Annotated in this window: 14 protein-coding genes; 12 read left to right on the forward strand and 2 right to left on the reverse strand. The window is 61.0% G+C overall.

The annotated features are described in order from the left end of the window. The first annotated feature begins 3 nt into the window (after positions 1 to 3). Both QP968_RS03730 and QP968_RS03735 read left to right on the forward strand, forming a co-directional pair. Complete coding sequence (locus tag QP968_RS03730; protein WP_284855081.1) at positions 4 to 1,017, forward strand: hypothetical protein; 1,014 nt, start codon at positions 4 to 6, stop codon at positions 1,015 to 1,017. Positions 1,018 to 1,174: 157 nt separating this feature from the next. Next, on the forward strand, positions 1,175 to 2,413 hold the full coding sequence (locus QP968_RS03735) for a DUF4185 domain-containing protein (protein WP_284855113.1): 1,239 nt from the start codon (positions 1,175 to 1,177) through the stop codon (positions 2,411 to 2,413). Here QP968_RS03735 and QP968_RS03740 read toward each other — a convergent pair. Further along, positions 2,410 to 2,727: a DUF4298 domain-containing protein gene (locus tag QP968_RS03740; RefSeq protein ID WP_284855082.1), complete on the reverse strand. Its 318-nt coding sequence runs from the start codon at positions 2,725 to 2,727 to the stop codon at positions 2,410 to 2,412. The genes QP968_RS03735 and QP968_RS03740 overlap by 4 nt on opposite strands. A 97-nt stretch (positions 2,728 to 2,824) precedes the next feature. Between QP968_RS03740 and QP968_RS03745 the strand changes: the two genes are divergently transcribed. From QP968_RS03745 to trhA, 9 genes are all read left to right on the forward strand, one after another. Continuing rightward, on the forward strand, positions 2,825 to 3,253 hold the full coding sequence (locus QP968_RS03745) for a cupin domain-containing protein (RefSeq protein ID WP_284855083.1): 429 nt from the start codon (positions 2,825 to 2,827) through the stop codon (positions 3,251 to 3,253). Positions 3,254 to 3,400: 147 nt separating this feature from the next. Beyond that, positions 3,401 to 5,431, forward strand: a complete 2,031-nt coding sequence (locus QP968_RS03750; protein ID WP_284855084.1) for a bifunctional metallophosphatase/5'-nucleotidase — start codon at positions 3,401 to 3,403, stop codon at positions 5,429 to 5,431. Between the two features lie 120 nt (positions 5,432 to 5,551). Next, positions 5,552 to 6,925 (forward strand): DHA2 family efflux MFS transporter permease subunit, encoded by a 1,374-nt coding sequence (locus QP968_RS03755; RefSeq protein ID WP_284855085.1) that lies wholly within the window; start codon positions 5,552 to 5,554, stop codon positions 6,923 to 6,925. Positions 6,926 to 7,049: 124 nt separating this feature from the next. Continuing rightward, positions 7,050 to 8,033, forward strand: coding sequence for an ABC transporter substrate-binding protein (locus QP968_RS03760; RefSeq protein WP_284855086.1), 984 nt, complete (start codon positions 7,050 to 7,052; stop codon positions 8,031 to 8,033). Beyond that, positions 8,030 to 8,938 (forward strand): ABC transporter permease, encoded by a 909-nt coding sequence (locus tag QP968_RS03765; protein WP_284855087.1) that lies wholly within the window; start codon positions 8,030 to 8,032, stop codon positions 8,936 to 8,938. The genes QP968_RS03760 and QP968_RS03765 overlap by 4 nt, the downstream gene beginning before the upstream one ends. Then, positions 8,931 to 9,722: an ABC transporter ATP-binding protein gene (locus QP968_RS03770; protein ID WP_284855088.1), complete on the forward strand. Its 792-nt coding sequence runs from the start codon at positions 8,931 to 8,933 to the stop codon at positions 9,720 to 9,722. Before QP968_RS03765 ends, QP968_RS03770 begins: the two co-directional genes overlap by 8 nt. 98 nt (positions 9,723 to 9,820) lie before the next feature. Continuing rightward, positions 9,821 to 10,681: an SDR family oxidoreductase gene (locus tag QP968_RS03775; RefSeq protein WP_284855089.1), complete on the forward strand. Its 861-nt coding sequence runs from the start codon at positions 9,821 to 9,823 to the stop codon at positions 10,679 to 10,681. Further along, on the forward strand, positions 10,682 to 11,446 hold the full coding sequence (locus tag QP968_RS03780; RefSeq protein WP_284855090.1) for a spermidine synthase: 765 nt from the start codon (positions 10,682 to 10,684) through the stop codon (positions 11,444 to 11,446). Further along, the gene (gene trhA, locus QP968_RS03785; RefSeq protein ID WP_284855091.1) at positions 11,443 to 12,135 is read left to right on the forward strand and encodes a PAQR family membrane homeostasis protein TrhA; all 693 of its coding nucleotides are present in this window, start codon (positions 11,443 to 11,445) and stop codon (positions 12,133 to 12,135) included. The genes QP968_RS03780 and trhA overlap by 4 nt, the downstream gene beginning before the upstream one ends. Before the next feature lie 84 nt (positions 12,136 to 12,219). Here the strand turns inward: trhA and QP968_RS03790 are convergent, their stop codons facing one another. After that, positions 12,220 to 14,331: a YhgE/Pip domain-containing protein gene (locus QP968_RS03790; RefSeq protein ID WP_284855092.1), complete on the reverse strand. Its 2,112-nt coding sequence runs from the start codon at positions 14,329 to 14,331 to the stop codon at positions 12,220 to 12,222. Between the two features lie 368 nt (positions 14,332 to 14,699). Here QP968_RS03790 and QP968_RS03795 point away from each other — a divergent pair, with 368 nt between their 5' ends. Further along, positions 14,700 to 15,386, forward strand: coding sequence for a YoaK family protein (locus QP968_RS03795; protein ID WP_284855093.1), 687 nt, complete (start codon positions 14,700 to 14,702; stop codon positions 15,384 to 15,386). Positions 15,387 to 15,427: the final 41 nt, after the last annotated feature.

A 15,427-nucleotide genomic window follows, 5' to 3' on the forward strand; every position in this document is an offset into this window, starting at 1 on the left:
CTCATGGAGCCCACCCCTCGATACCCACTCACCCCTGCCGCTTTGGGCAATGGCGTGAACGTGCGCGTGGGCAACACCGTTCAGGCAACTCTTTTTGAGCACATCTCCACCGCCGCCGGTCCCGAACACAACCTGGCCACCTCCGTGGAGCTTGAACCATACCCCCTAACTGGCACGTGGCGGGTGCGCTGGCCACTCGCCTTCGGCGCCATCATCGGGGAGATCGACGCGGCAACCCGCACTGACTATGCCCTGACGGACGTCATCCACGAGTGTGGCTTCATCCCCACTGCGCAAGCGACCTTTGCACTCGACCGGTTCACGGGGACCTACGACGTCACCGTGCACCTCGCCCTTCCCCAGTTTGTGGTGCCCCGGAACAATCCAGCAGACGGCGCTGGCGTGTTGCCTTCGGGAGGAATCAGTGCCGACGAGCACATCTTGGTCGACGTGACAACCGGTGAATACACCGAGGCGGAAATACTGCGCATGTCCCCCGGCCAATGGTTGGTGGAACTGAGCACGCATGAGGACACTGTCGTAGTCACCTGCGATGGCCGTGTCCTAGGCACGCTCAGCGAGCAGGACAGTGCCGAGGTGCGGGTATTACTGGAAACACTCACCAGCGATCCCGCCCCGATCCTCGCTCGTGCCATGCTCATCGATGGGGCTGTGACCTTAGATGTTGCCCGCCACTCCACAGCCAAGACACTGCGGCATCTTCCCTCGCTCCCTGTAACGGAGATACCCGCCCCCAATGTGTTCCAGGTGTATGAGTTCGGGGATGGGACGATGGCGGTGACCGTGGATAGTACAGCCGCCGTCGCCCCAGAAGACCAGCCCAAGCCGACGGGTGCCGCGCGCACTGTGGACACCCCCACCACCGTCGCCCCGCCAGAAAAACCTGAAGAACTGGAAGTAGAACTCTCCGAGGTGGAGAAAGTCCGCCTGCGCCGCGCCCAACGCGATCACTCTGACAGAGGCACCAACGCCGGACGCCACCGCGCCACCGATTAACGGGTCGCCACCGTTGGTCCTTGCGAGAGTCTCTCCAGAAAACTCGCACCTCACATAGAAACGAGCTGTCCCCACCATGCCTCAGCGCCTGCACACCCCTTTTTCCTGCTTGGCGGGAGCCGTCCTTACCGTCACACTGGCTGCCAGCGCCGTGAGTATGCCGACCGCGCAGGCCCAAAGCTCAGGTTTCGCGCAGTTGAGTTCCGGCAGCTCCGGTTTCCCGGGCAGCTCCGTGCCCCACCACCGAAACAACACCCCGAAGACCATCAGCGAGGGCCTCACCGTCAAGCTCATCGGAGATCTGCTGGACAGGCACCAGCACGTCGTGGGGCTTGGCGCAGTGGACCTGGGCATCATGGTGCCACTGGGAATCGCGGAAGAACTAGGCAAACAATTCGGCGTCATCTTCGGCGATTCCTTTACCGGTCCCGGATTCGGTCAAGGTGAGTGGCTCAGCCCCGTCGGGGTCCGCGCCGTGCGCGATGAGAACGGCCGCATCCGCTTCATCGCTCCGCTTAACCGCGGCGACAAGGTCCAACAGCTCGTCGATTACCACCACGACAACGGCCTCACCCTCATCCCTTCCGACGTGATCAACCTAGGCGGGACTCTGTACATGCAGGGCATGTGGAACCGAGGCATCGGCAACGTGCTGCAGACGGAGATCTGGAGGTCGGTGGACGGGGGTGCGAGGTGGACGTCGATAAGCAAAAGCCCCGCGAACCACCTTGATGGGATGGGCAACCTGATCAGCTGGGAGATGGGGCCAGACGGGTACATCTACGTGGTGTCCTCTGAATTTAAGCGCAACCACCCGGTGTATCTGTCGCGGTTCCGTGAGACTGATATTGCGAGCCCGGCGCGGTGGGAGCGTTTCAACCCGCGCACCGGAACGTGGGGCGGCGACCTGGTTCCGATTCTGAGCGACAACGTCCGTGCCGGCGAAATGTCCCTGCGCTACATCCAAGGCCACTGGGTGCTGGCGATGTTCAACGAGCGAACCGCCTCGATTGAAGTGCGCATCTCCCCCACCATCGCGGCTGACTGGAACGCGATTACACCTGCCCACGCCGTGGTCGCCGGTAAACGCGGCTGGTATGGCACACAGAATGAAAACAACTTCACGCAGCTCTACGGCGGCTATATCGTTCCCGGCTCCACCTTGGACAACCTTGACCTCGTGGTGTCACAGTGGAACACCTCGAACAACTCGCGCTACATGGCCACGCAATTCAACGTGAAGGGGCTGGACACGTTCTTCGGTATTAAGCCGGCCGCGCCACAAGAAGTGGGTAACCAAGACGCTGTGAGCACTGTTGAGAAGCCAGTCACCCCGGACGTGGAGGCGAAGCTCAGCGACGAGCACGCCGTGGAAGAGGCAGCGGACGTAATCTAGGCGTCGCCTTCGTAGTCGCCTTCATATTCGCGCACGATGCGGGTGGACACGTCCCGGATCTCCTTCATTGCCTCGTAGAAACGCCCCATCTCATTCCACACGCCGTCCTCCGACAGCACGCCGTACGGGGCAAGCGGGTACTGCTCTATGTCCGCGCCCCACTGCGACTCGTAGTACTCAATGAGCGTGCGTAACTGCGCCCAATCCTCCTCCAGGCGATCCCCCACCTCTTCCCATGTGTCGTTCGCGCGGGTGATGTGCGCCAGGCGCGAGTCGGCCTGCTTGATGCGCTCAGGGACGTTGTCATTGCTCATGCCCGCACGATACCTGCAGAATATTTTTCCAGACCAAAGGCTGAGAACAGGACTAATATGGGGGTTGCCTGATTATTCGTCACCTAAGGAGGACACCATGGCAACTGATAACGACCAAGGACCGAACCCATACGTCGTCGACATTGAGAAGGCGACCCTGGACAACGAGGCTTTCCGTGACACCCTGTGGACCGGCGAGTACCTCCAGCTCACCGTCATGACCATTCCGCCAGGAGGCGAGATTGGCGCTGAGATCCACGGTGGCCACGACCAGTTCCTGCGCCTCGAAGCCGGTGAGCTCCGTGCCATGATCGGTGCCAGCAAGGATGACTTGGAAGTTGACCAAGTTGTCGGCCCTGACTGGGCAGCATTCGTTCCGTCCGGCAAGTGGCACAACTTCACCAACGAGGGCTCTGTTCCAGCGAAGCTGTACTCCATCTACGCTCCGCCAGAGCACAAGCCGGGCACCCGCCACGAGACCAAGGCGGACGCTGACGGCGACCCGCAGGAGACTGACGGCGTGTAAATACCCCGTTCTGACGTGATTCAACCGGCCCGCAACCTGCGGGCCGGTTTTTCATGGAAGTGTCACGTCAGATTCACTCCCGTGACACTTTGCGTTCTTAGCGTCTGTGGTTGAACTGTTAATCCCCCTAGACCAAAGGTTTTCCGCATGAGCTTCCGTTCCCTGCGCGCCACCGTCGCCACCGCGACGATCAGCGCACTGTCCGTCACTGCACTGACCGTCCCTGTTGCGTCGGCCGACGAGACGACCGCCAAGATCTCCATTTCCAACATCACCGACTTCCACGGTCGCTTCCAGTACAAAGAGGACTCCCGCAAGCCTGAGAATTCGGTCCCCGGCGCGGAACGTTTGAAGTGCGCCATCGACAAGGAAGCGGAGCTGTTCGGCGACGCGCACATCTTCACCTCTTCGGGCGACAACATCGGCGCCGGCCCGTTTGAAGCAATGCTGCTTGACGACGCCCCTACGATCGACGTCCTCAACACCATGGGCTTGGAGGTCTCCGCGGTGGGTAACCACGAATTCGACAAGGGTGTTGCTGACCTGTCGGACCGCGTGATCCCCAATGCTCAGTTCTCTTACCTGGCTGCAAACACTGCGACCGTCAAGGGCACCAAGCCGTACGAGGTGAAGGAACTCGACGGCGTGAAGGTGGCCTTCATCGGCACCGTTACCGCCGATATGCCGAATCTGGTGAGCCCTGACGGCATCGCCGGCATCACCTGGAACGATCCGGTAGAAACCACTAACGCAGTGGCAACAAAGCTCAAGGAATCCGGTGAAGCAGACGTCGTTGTGGCTCTCGTCCACGCCGGTGACATCACCCCGGACAAGTTCCAGAACGTCGACGTTGCATTCCTCGGCCACACCCACGCCTACGTCAACCCGACTGGCACTGACACCCCGGTTGTTCTGCAGGCAGGCCAGTACTCTCAGGGCTTTGCCAACGTGGACCTGAGCATCGACCGTGCGACGAAGAAGGTGACGGTGGATGAGGCGAAGGTCGTCGATAATGCAACGATTCTTGCGTGCGATACGAAGTACCCGGAGATCGCCGCCATCGTCGACGCAGCTGAAAAAGAAGCCAAGGCGGAGGGCGAGAAGCAGGTTGCCACCATCGATCAGGCCTTCACGCGCGGCAAGAACGAGGGTAAAGATTCTGGCTCCAACCGTGGTGTGGAATCCTCCCTCAACAACCTGCTGGCTGAGGCCGCCAAGTGGTCGATCGCGGCGAACTCCAACGTCACGCCCGACATCGGTGTAATGAACGCTGGTGGCGTGCGCGACGATTTGGCAGCCGGCGACGTCACCTACCAGCAGGCTTTCTCCGTCCAGCCGTTTGGCAACGAGAACTCCTACAAGACCATCAAGGGCGCAGACTTCAAGGAAGCCCTCGAGCAGCAGTGGAAGCCGGGCGCTGACCGCCCGCGCCTGGCGCTCGGCCTGTCCAACAACGTGTCCTACACCTACAATCCGGATGCTGAGCACGGCAACCGCATCACCTCGGTGATCATTGACGGCAAGCCGCTGGCTCCGGAGAAAGACTACGTCATCGCTGGCTCCACCTTCCTCCTCGGTGGCGGCGACAGCTTCGACGCTTTCAAGAAGGGCTCCCCGATGACCAACATTGGGCTTGTGGACGTCGATGCCTTCATCCAGTATCTCAAGAGCGACGAAGAGAAGGCACCCCGCGGCCAGTCCGCAGTGGGCGTCAAGCTGGATGAACCACTAACGGCCGGTGAGGACAACACGATCAACCTGTCCTCCCTCATCTACACGCAGGATGACACCGCCACCACGGTCACCGTCGCCCTCGAGGACGCTGACGGCAAGAACCTGGCGGAGGCCTCCTCCCCCATCAACCCCGACCTCGGCGAAGCAGGCCTCGGTGAAGCCGGCACGGCTACCGTCACCCTGGCTGTCCCAGCCGCTGCTCCTGCAGACGCCCGCCTGCGCATCACCACCGACGCCAAGACTGACGTCTTCCTCCCCGTGAAGACCACCGGCGCAGGCTCCGGGCAGGACACCCTGGGCGAAGGCTCCTCCCCTGCAGCCAAGGGCGTGCTCGGTTTCTTCGGTGTGCTGGCCGCCATCGCGGCACTGATCGGTGGCTTCGCCTTCTTCAACCCGCAGTTCGTGGAGGAGATTCAGAAGCAGATCAAGGCACTGCTGCCGTAAAACTGGTGCGGGGCTGCCTCCGGCCCCGCGCTTTCGCGCCACTCGACTCCCGCCCGCAAAGGGGGTACATTTCCCCCGTCAGAACCCGCTGACAGGTAGCAGCGGCAGCAAGGAGTGAGTATGACGCAGACAAACAACCCGTGGCCGGCGCTGTGGTCGATGATGCTCGGATTCTTCATCATCCTGGTGGACTCCACGATCGTGGCGGTGGCCATCCCGGCTATCACCGCTGACCTGGATGCCAGCTACAACGAGGTCATCTGGGTCAACAGCTCTTACCTGCTGGCGTACGCGGTGCCGCTGCTCATCACCGGCAGGTTGGGCGACCGCTTCGGGCCGAAGGTTCTCTATCTGGCGGGCCTGGCGGTGTTCACTCTGGCGTCTCTCGCCTGTGGCCTCGCGGGGACAGTGGAACTCCTCATCATTGCGCGCGCATTCCAGGGGCTCGGCGGAGCAATGCTGTCACCTCAAACGATGTCGGTGATGATCCGCACGTTCCCACCCATGCAGCGCGGCACCGCCATGGGCGTGTGGGGCGCCACGGCGGGCGTGGCCACGGTCGTCGGTCCACTCCTCGGCGGATTCGTCGTTGATCTGGGCGGCTGGGAATGGATCTTCATCATTAATGTGCCTGTGGGCATCATCGGCCTGTTCCTCGCGGCCAAGCACGTACCCACGCTCCCGCTGACAGCGCGCCGACTGGACTGGCTCGGCGTGGCCATGTCCGCCGCCGGCATGTTTTGCCTCATCTTCGGCATCCAGGAAGGTGAGGCACTCAGCTGGGACTATCGCGCGATCGGTCTCATCGTCGTGGGTCTTGTTTTGCTCGCTGTTTTCATGGTGTGGCAGTCACGCACCACGCGCGATCAACTCGTGCCCCTTTCGCTTTTCGACGACCACAATTTCACCCTCGCCTCCCTCACCATCGCCTGCGTCGGCTTTGGGGTATCTACTTTTGCCATTCCATGGATGATCTATGTGCAGCAGGTCCAAGGGCTGACACCCACTCAGGCAGCGTTGCTAATTCTGCCGTCGGGGGTGGTGTCGGGAGCGCTGTCATCGCGCATAGGCAAATTAACTAATACGCGGGACCCGAAGCCGATCGCTATCTCTGGGCTTGCGGTGACGGCGGCGAGTATCGGGGCATCGGCGCTAATCACGCATCCGGACATTGATCCGAACTGGATGCTGCTGATTTCCGTGATCTACGGCCTGGGCAATGCCATGATGTGGGGTCCGCTGTCCATGATTGCCACGCGGAACCTCAATCCGGCGCTGGCCGGGGCCGGTTCGAGCATCTACAACACGCTGCGACAGGTAGGTGCGGTGATCGGTTCGGCGGCGATCGCGGCGATGATGTCGGCACAAGTAGCCCGGGCACCCCTCGCGGTGGCTATGAGTCACTCACTCCTGCTGCCCGCCGGCGTGCTGGCGGTGGGCGTCGTGGTGGCATTCTTCTTTGCCAAGACGAAGACGTGGAGCGATAACTCCTAAAACCCAGTTTTTACATAAAACTGTATAAAATTCTTCGATTTTTGCATGAATTACACAGGTTCTGGGCTAGGGTCTACGTCATTCCGCGATGAAGGCGGTAGACCACGAACCGGAAGGCTCACTCATGTTCAAACGCACATTTTCCCGTGCCGTGACCGCCACTGTTGCGGCGGCAACCCTGGCCCTGGCTGGCTGCTCCAGCGATTCCAGCGATAACGCTGGTGGCAAGGACGGCTCCTACACCATCGGTATCAACCAGCTGGTTCAGCACCCAGCTCTCGACGCCGCAACTGCAGGCTTCAAGGAAGCCTTCGAAGAGGCTGGCATCGAGGTCACGTGGGATGAGCAGAACGCTAACGGCGAGCAGGCCACCGCTCTGACCATCTCCCAGCAGTTTGCTACCGCCAAGCTGGATGCCGTCCTGGCAGTAGCTACACCTGCTGCACAGGCAGTTGTGCAGAACGTCACGGACGCACCGGTGCTGTTCACCGCTGTGACCGACCCGGTGGAGGCACAGCTGGTGGACTCCATGGATGCTCCTGGTGGCAACGCCACGGGCACTTCTGATGAGACACCGCTGGAGGAGCAGTTCGACTTGGTGTCCAAGCTGGTGCCGGACACCAAGAAGCTCGGCATCGTGTACTCCTCTGGTGAGGTCAACTCTGAAATCCAGGTGAAAACTGCTCAGGAAGAGGCCAAGAAGCGCGGCTGGGAGATTGTTACCCAGACCGTGACCTCCGTCAACGAAATCCCGCAGGCTGTTGAAGCTATCGGTGATGTAAATGCGTTCTACGTCCCTACGGACAACATGGTTGTCTCCGGTATCTCCTCCCTCGTCCAGGCTGCTGAGGCAAAGCAGATCCCGGTGATCGCTGCTGAAGCCGGCACCGTTGAGGGTGGCGCCGTGGCCACCATCGGCATTGACTACAAGGAGCTGGGCAAGCAGACCGGTGAGATGGCCATCCGTATCCTGCGCGACGGCGAGGACCCGGCCACGATGCCTGTTGAAAAGGCTGTGAAGTACAGCTACGTCATCAACGAGGACGCAGCGAAGGCCCAGGGTGTTACCATTCCGCAGGAGATTAAGGACCAGGCTGAGACTGTATGATCGGCGCGCTTGAACTAGGCATCCTTTATGGGGTGATGGCGCTTGGCGTCTACCTCACTTTCAGGGTCCTCAATTTCGCCGACCTGACCGTCGACGGAAGTTTCACTACCGGCGGAGGAACAGCCGCAGTGCTCATCGTCGCTGGCTGGAACCCTTTTGCGGCCACGGCGATGGGCTTTGTCGTTGGTTTTGCTGCCGGCATCATCACCGGTTTGCTGCACACCAAGGGCGGTATCGACGGCCTTCTGGCCGGTATCCTCACCCAGATTGGTCTGTGGTCCATCAACCTGCGCATCATGGGCGGGGCAAACCTGCCACTGCTGCGCCAGGACACGGTGTTCACTCCCCTGCGTGAGGCCAAGCTCATGGGCACGTGGGGTGGTGTTGCGTTGCTGGCAGCCATCGTCATCGTCCTAGCTTTGCTTGTGTATTGGTTCCTCAAAACGGACCTGGGTTTGGCCATCCGTGCCACGGGCGATAATGACCCCATGATCACGTCCTTCGGTGTGAACACCGACAACACGAAGATCCTGGCCCTTGCCCTGTCCAATGGCCTGGTGGGTACTGCCGGCGCCCTTGTCGCGCAGTACCAGGGCTTTGCCGATATCTCCATGGGTATCGGTCTCATCGTCGTGGGTCTTGCGTCTGTCATCGTGGGCCAGGCCGTCATCGGCCAGTCCCGCCTGCTCCAGGCAATCCTCGCCGTTGTCGTCGGTGCTGTGCTCTACCGCCTGATCATCTTCGCGGCACTGCAGGTTGGCCTGAACCCGAATGACATGAAGCTCGTCTCCGCTGTCCTCGTTGTGCTGGCACTGCTGCTGCCTAAGTTCCAGGGGATGGGCAAGGGACTGGGTAAGCCGGGAAAGAAGACGTCGATAAGCGAAAAGAAGGCTGCTCATGCTTGAGATTAATCACGTACATAAGACCTTCTTTCCCGGCACCGTCAACGAGCGCGTGGCACTGGACGGGGTGGACCTGACTCTCGCTGAGGGCGATTTTGTGTCCATCATCGGCTCCAACGGCGCGGGCAAGTCGACGCTGCTCAACCTCGTGTCGGGGCGTCTGCGCCCGGATAGCGGTTCGGTGTGCGTGGACAACAAAGATGTCACGCGCATGAAAGAACACCAGCGTGCTGCGTCGATTGCGCGCGTGTTCCAGGACCCGCTCGCCGGCACTGCGCCGAACCTGACCATCGAGGAAAACCTCTCGCTGGCCTACCTGCGTGGCAAAGGTCGCGGTCTCGGGCCCGCGCTCACGGAGAAGCGCCGCACCTTCTTCAAGGAGCAGCTGGCCACACTCGAGCTCGGCCTGGAGGATCGCCTCACGCACAAAGTGGGCCTTCTCTCCGGCGGTCAACGCCAAGCATTGTCGCTGCTCATGGCCGGGTTCACTCATCCTAAGGTGATGCTTCTCGACGAGCACACCGCCGCCCTCGACCCCGGCCGCGCCGCCCTGGTCACCGAGCTGACCCAGCGCCTCGTCGAAGACGGCGGGCTGACCACCCTCATGGTTACCCACAACATGGAGCAAGCACTTCGCGTGGGCAACCGGCTGGTCATGATGCACGAGGGACGCATCGTCTACGAGGCTGATGAGGCCCTGAAGAAGACGCTCACCGTGCGCGACTTGCTGCAGGAGTTTGCCAACATCAAGGGCGCAACGCTGTCGGACAAGGCGTTCCTGGGCTAACTCCCTTTCACACCGGGTTTCATCAGGCCGTGTGGACGGTCACAATTATTTTGTGATTTCGCCCACACGGCCCCTTTTTTAGTTTTAGTGTTGAACGCATGTGGAATCCATTTGCAAAGCCCTTTCATGAAGACCTCACTGAGGTCCCGTATGTGAAGCCCGCCGACTTTGTGTCGGACGCGAAGCAGCGTCCAGCCGCGTTCATCACCGGCGGTGCATCCGGCATTGGTAAGGCAACGGCCCAGCGCCTACTCAACCTCGGGTGGACCGTCGGCTCCTACGACGTGCAGGAAACCACGTGGGGGACGGACGACATCCCGGAAGGCCAGCTCATCACCGGCCACCTCGATGTGACGGATCGCACCAACTGGGATGAGGCGCTGGCAGAGTTCACAGCGCAGACAGGTGGCCGCCTGGACTTCCTGTTCAACAACGCTGGCATCATCATCGATGGCCTGCTGGTTGATCAGCCGGAAGACAAGGTGCGCAAGATCCTGGATATCAACTGCCTTGGTGTCACCTTCGGCGCACAGGCTGCGTACCCGTACCTGAAGGCGACGAAGGGCGCGGTGTTGATCTCCATGTCCTCGGCGTCCGCCATTTTTGGCCAGCCTGAAATCTCCACCTATTCAGCCACGAAGTTCTACGTCAACGGCATCACGGAGGCTCTGTCCGTGGAGTGGCGCAAGGACGATATCCGCGTCCACGACATGATGCCCCTGTGGGCCGCCACCCAGGTGGCTAACGTGAATGCGCAGTCCGTGAAGAACATGGGCGTGAACCTCACCCCCGGCGACATCGCGGATGAGACTATCAAGGTGCTCTACTCCAAGCAGCCGTGGATCAAGTACGTCCAGCACCACGCGGTGAGCATGCAGGATCGTCTGCTGAAGTGGATGCGAAAGCCATTCCCGGATCCGCTGGCGCACGTAGCCGTGCGCATCGCGTCTGTCTGGTAGATGGCGCGCGGAAAGCCCCGTTCACCGAAGAAACGGATTGCCGGCGCCTACACGGTGGATACTGGCACGGTGGAGATCATCGCCGATCCATTGCGTGACGGGGCTTTTGTCGTGGAGCTCAACCGAGTGCCGTCTTCCTACGTGGTGCTCGGCGCGCCACGTGTGCTGGGCTTCGACTACATGGAATGGATCGCGTCCGCTGTGCGCGCCCATTTTTCGCTTATCGACGCTTCCCCCACCACCCTCCTCCACCTCGGTGCCGCCGGGTGTTCCCTGCCGCGGTTTTGTGCTGATGTGTGGCCGCAGTCAAGCAATATCGTGGTGGACATTGATCGCGTCTTGTGTGATCTCATGGCAGCGACGTTTGATATGCCACCCCAGATTGTGTTTCGGCCGGGCGATGCCCTCGCGGCCGTGGATGCCCAGCCGGCCGGTTCCGTCGATGTGATCATCCGGGATGTCTTCGCAGGCTCCGAGGCCCCGAGGCATGTTTGCTCGCCTGCTTTCTATCGCGCGGCGGCAACAGCTTTGGCCCCTGGCGGTATCTACCTGGCCAATGTGGGTGACTGCGCAGGACACCCGGTGGCGCAGGAAGAACTCGCGGGAATGGCGGAGGTCTTTGATGAGGTAGGCATGATCGCCACCGCTGATGTGTTGAGTAAACGCCCCTACGGAAACCTCGTGGTGTACGGGACACGGGCAAGCAGCTTGGGTGAGAGTGCCGAACTTGAAGGTGGCGTCCGCGTCCTAAAATGGACCACATGACCGTCACCAGCAATGCCCAAATCCAGGAAATCCGGTGGATCGCTGACCGCGGTGAGCGCCCACTCGTGCGCGGCTGGGCGCACCTTTTCGCGGCGCAAGTAGCCACCATCGCGGCCACTGTTTTGATCACTTTCTCCTGGATGACGCGCACCTGGTGGGAAGCACTCGGCGTGACTATCTATGGTCTGGGCCTGACTGCCTTGTTCACGGTGTCGGCCACGTACCACCGTTTCCCCTGGCGTACGCAGCGGGGCGTCGAATCATGGCGGCGTGCGGACCACGCGATGATCGCTGTGTTCATTGCCTCCACGTACACCCCGCTGTGCATCATCGCCCTGCCCCCAAAGATGGCTGCCATCACCCTCACCGTGGCGTGGGGTGGTGCGCTGGCCAATATGGCGTTGAAGCTCTTCTGGATCAACCACCCACGGTGGCTCTCCCCCGTCATTTACGTCGCATTGGGGTGGATTGTTATTCCGCTCATCCCCACGCTGCTGCGTTCAGGCAACGCGGCGGTGCTGTGGCTCCTCTTCGCCGGCGGTGTGCTGTACACCCTTGGCGCGGCCATTTATGGCTTCAAATGGCCGGGCCGGCAAGCGCGCTACTACGGCTACCACGAGCACTTCCACACGCTCACCATCGTCGCAGCCATCGTCCACTGCGTAGCAATCTGGTTGCTGGTCACCTAAACAACCAGCATCAGCGCACAAAGAAAACCGCGGCTGTCCCCGAAAGGAAAGCTGCGGTTCACTTCCAGCTAGACGCTGCGGCGTCTAGCTGCGGGAGAACACCGACTCCAGCGGCTCCTCACCCTCGCGGATCTCACGTGCGTACTCTTCACGCTGACGCTCGTTCTCGTTCGGGTCCTGGATGTGCAGTGCCTTGCGGCGGGCATCGTAAATGACAATCGACGCGCCTACTGCCGCCAGACCGGCCACGACGAGGACGATGAAGGCGAGCCAGAAGGTGCCGTCGTAAATGCCATCCACGGAGCGGACAAACAGGTTGCGCGCGTGACTCATCGGGTGCAGCGGGTTCAGGGCTGCGAGCGGAGCCGGGAGGGTGGACAACGGCCAAACGGCGCCAGCCACGAACAGACCCATGGCGAAGAAGCCAACGTTGAACAGCGCACCAACAACGCGCCCGAAGAGGATGCGGAAGAACTGGAAGATAGACGTACCCGCCGCATCGATGACCAGCAGGGCGAGGATAGCCACGATCCAGCTGCTCGGGCGCCAGCCCAGGGATGCGGACACGAAGGTCAGCAGCGCGGTCAGACCGACGTTGATGCCGAACATGCGGACCCACGCGTTCATGACTGGGCCAACCGGGCCGGACGCCTTGTGGCGGCGACCAATCGCGTGCGGCAGCAGAATGGAGACAACCGCCATGAGCAGGAAGTTGATCACAATGAGACCGAGGATGGAGAAACCACTGGATGGCTTCTTCACGGTCGGGTCAGCCGGGTCCACAACAACCTGCGTCGGGTGGAGGTTTGCTTCCTGGAACAGGATCGGCACAGCGATCTGCTCAGAGGATGCGTCGAGGGACTTCACAGCGGGGGCCTGCTTCGCACCGTCGCCCAGCTTGGTGGACAGTTCATTCGAACCATCTTTCAGGCGACCGATGCCGTCTTCGAGCTGGGCACCACCATCGACGAGCTGGCCGGTGCCGTCGACGAGGCGGCTCGTGCCGTCGTTAAGCTGGTTCGCTCCATCTTTCAGCTGGTCCGTGCCATCAGCGAGGCGGCTGGCACCATCAACCAGACGGTTCAAACCGTTGCGGTACGGCATGTTCGGGTCAGACAGGTTGGCATGGAGCTCACCGGTACCTGCGCTCAAGCGCCGGAGGTCGTTCACCACGTTGGTGTCACTACCCGGCAGGATGCGCCCCAAGGAGCTTTCAATCTTGTCAGCCTGATCGTGCATGCCAACGGAGCGCAGCGTATCAATCACCGGACGCAGCTGCCCAGCAGCACCCTCGACGCCCTCAAGCACGGGGATGAGCATGCCCGTGAGTTTGTTCACGCCCTCATCGATCTGGCGGGCACCGTCTGCCAGTTGGTCAGTACCATCACTGAGCTGGTTCAGGCCGTCCTTGAGCTGGTAAGCACCATCGTTCAGCTCAGTAGTACCGCTCACGAGGCGGCCGGTGCCGTCGTGGAGCTGATTCGCGCCGTCGTCAAGCTGATTGATGCCGTCGACCGCGCGGCCCGCACCATCCTGGAGCTGCCCCACGCCGTCATCAAGCTGCTTCGAACCGTCAGCTGCGGCGCGAATGCCGTCACTCAGCTGATTGATACCGGACAGAACCTGCTCCGCGTAGGTCTTGGCCACCTGCGAAGCAACCTCAGTCTGAATTTTCGGAACAAGGCCCGAGGTCAGGACAGCACCGTTCGTGCCGTTGTAATCGTTGTAGTCAATGAGGATCTCGGCCTGCTTCGGCTCCGGATCGATCACGGTGACAACGTTTTTAGAGAAGTCCTCCGGGATCGTCACCGTGAACAGGTACTTACCCTTCACTAGACCGTCCCGGGCCTCCTCCGCGGAGACCTGCGTGAAGTCGAGGTAGTCGCGGGAGGTCAAGCCTTTTGCCACGTCGTCGCCGAATTTCTCCAGCCCGGCGCCTTCCCCACGGTCCACGCCTTTGTCTTCGTTGACCACGGCGAGGCGGGTCTGCGGGACAGACCCCGTCGGATCCCACATTGCCCACATGAACAAGCCCGAAAACAGCAACGGGACCACGAGAGCCAGGATGATGAGTGTGCGCGCCATCGTGGAGAAAGGCCGCCACATGAGGAGGCGCTCCAGACGGTTCATATCCCCGGCCTCAACAGTTGAATCCTGGGAAGCGTTGTCGCCTCCGGAGGTGACTGCGGTGCTCAAACGATTACCTCTTTTCTGTCAACGCCTTGCCATCATGCGCTAGAGCACACAAGGCGCGAAGACGTGATCAAAATTACTTTGTAGAGGAATATAGTATGCGGATACGAAAAATTGCGACGTATTGCGTGAAAAATTTTCAGCGTTTCATAGATTCTCTCGATGGCCGAACGTTTAGCGCAGCTCAAGGATCATTTGCTTATCGACGTTGCCCCTCCCCGTGCTAGCTTCAATCCCATGACAAAGCGTTTCGCCGTCGCCGTGGCGTCGTTGGCTTGTGCCCTGACCGCGTGCGGGAACAACTCCGCGTCAGAGCTTGATACGTGTTCTGCGCCTGCCAGCGATAGGTGCAGTAGGAGGCAACACACACCATGAGTGCCATGAGGGACTACCGCCGAGGCGAGCACGCCCTGGCGATCTATCTGTCATCCATCACCGGTTTCGTGGACACGATCGGGTTCATGTACCTGGGTGGCTACTTCTTGTCATTCATGTCCGGCAACACCACTCGCCTGACCGCTGCGGTGAACGCCAGCCAGTGGGATGTCGTGGCCATCGCGGGCGGGCTCATGATCACGTTCCTGCTGGGCGTGGCCGCAGGTGCGTTGATCAGTCAACTCGGTGCACGGCACCTCCCGCCCACCCGGACACGCGAAGCAGTGCTGCTATTCGTGTGCGCCATGTCTGGTGTGTCCTCCGTGATGCTGCTGTTAGGCCACGAACGACTGTCGGTGTTCTTCCTCGCGTTCACCGTCGGCGCGATGAACTCCACGTTTGAACGAGGCGGCGAAGTTTCCATCTCCCTGACATATATGACGGGCACCTTAGTCAAGATGGCACAACGTTTCGTCGCGGCCCTCTTCGGCGGCCCGCACAGTGCTTGGCTAATGAATTTCGCACTGTGGTCGGCCCTCGCCTGCGGCGCTTTGCTCGGCGGCCGCTGCTATGTCGTGTTCGGTGTGAAGTCCGTCTGGATCGTCACATTGTTGCTCTGCGCCGGCACCGCCGCAGCACTGATCAATCGTCAGCGCAGGCGCGCCCGTGGGCTGCCTGTGTAGTTTCTGAGCCCACGCCAACTCCACGCCGACTCCACACTGGC

Origin of the sequence: Corynebacterium sp. MSK041, assembly GCF_030232265.1 — a bacterium.
Lineage (GTDB): Bacteria > Actinomycetota > Actinomycetes > Mycobacteriales > Mycobacteriaceae > Corynebacterium.

Bases quoted from the DNA above. Each gene is read 5' to 3' on its own strand.
- QP968_RS03750 (WP_284855084.1), top strand. From the start codon at position 3,401: ATGAGCTTCCGTTCCCTGCGCGCCACCGTCGCCACCGCGACGATCAGC.
- QP968_RS03755 (WP_284855085.1), top strand. From the start codon at position 5,552: ATGACGCAGACAAACAACCCGTGGCCGGCGCTGTGGTCGATGATGCTC.
- QP968_RS03770 (WP_284855088.1), top strand. From the start codon at position 8,931: ATGCTTGAGATTAATCACGTACATAAGACCTTCTTTCCCGGCACCGTC.
- trhA (WP_284855091.1), top strand. From the start codon at position 11,443: ATGACCGTCACCAGCAATGCCCAAATCCAGGAAATCCGGTGGATCGCT.
- QP968_RS03760 (WP_284855086.1), top strand. From the start codon at position 7,050: ATGTTCAAACGCACATTTTCCCGTGCCGTGACCGCCACTGTTGCGGCG.
- QP968_RS03795 (WP_284855093.1), top strand. From the start codon at position 14,700: ATGAGTGCCATGAGGGACTACCGCCGAGGCGAGCACGCCCTGGCGATC.
- QP968_RS03745 (WP_284855083.1), top strand. From the start codon at position 2,825: ATGGCAACTGATAACGACCAAGGACCGAACCCATACGTCGTCGACATT.
- QP968_RS03730 (WP_284855081.1), top strand. From the start codon at position 4: ATGGAGCCCACCCCTCGATACCCACTCACCCCTGCCGCTTTGGGCAAT.
- QP968_RS03780 (WP_284855090.1), top strand. From the start codon at position 10,682: ATGGCGCGCGGAAAGCCCCGTTCACCGAAGAAACGGATTGCCGGCGCC.
- QP968_RS03735 (WP_284855113.1), top strand. From the start codon at position 1,175: ATGCCGACCGCGCAGGCCCAAAGCTCAGGTTTCGCGCAGTTGAGTTCC.
- QP968_RS03740 (WP_284855082.1), bottom strand. From the start codon at position 2,727: ATGAGCAATGACAACGTCCCTGAGCGCATCAAGCAGGCCGACTCGCGC.
- QP968_RS03765 (WP_284855087.1), top strand. From the start codon at position 8,030: ATGATCGGCGCGCTTGAACTAGGCATCCTTTATGGGGTGATGGCGCTT.
- QP968_RS03775 (WP_284855089.1), top strand. From the start codon at position 9,821: ATGTGGAATCCATTTGCAAAGCCCTTTCATGAAGACCTCACTGAGGTC.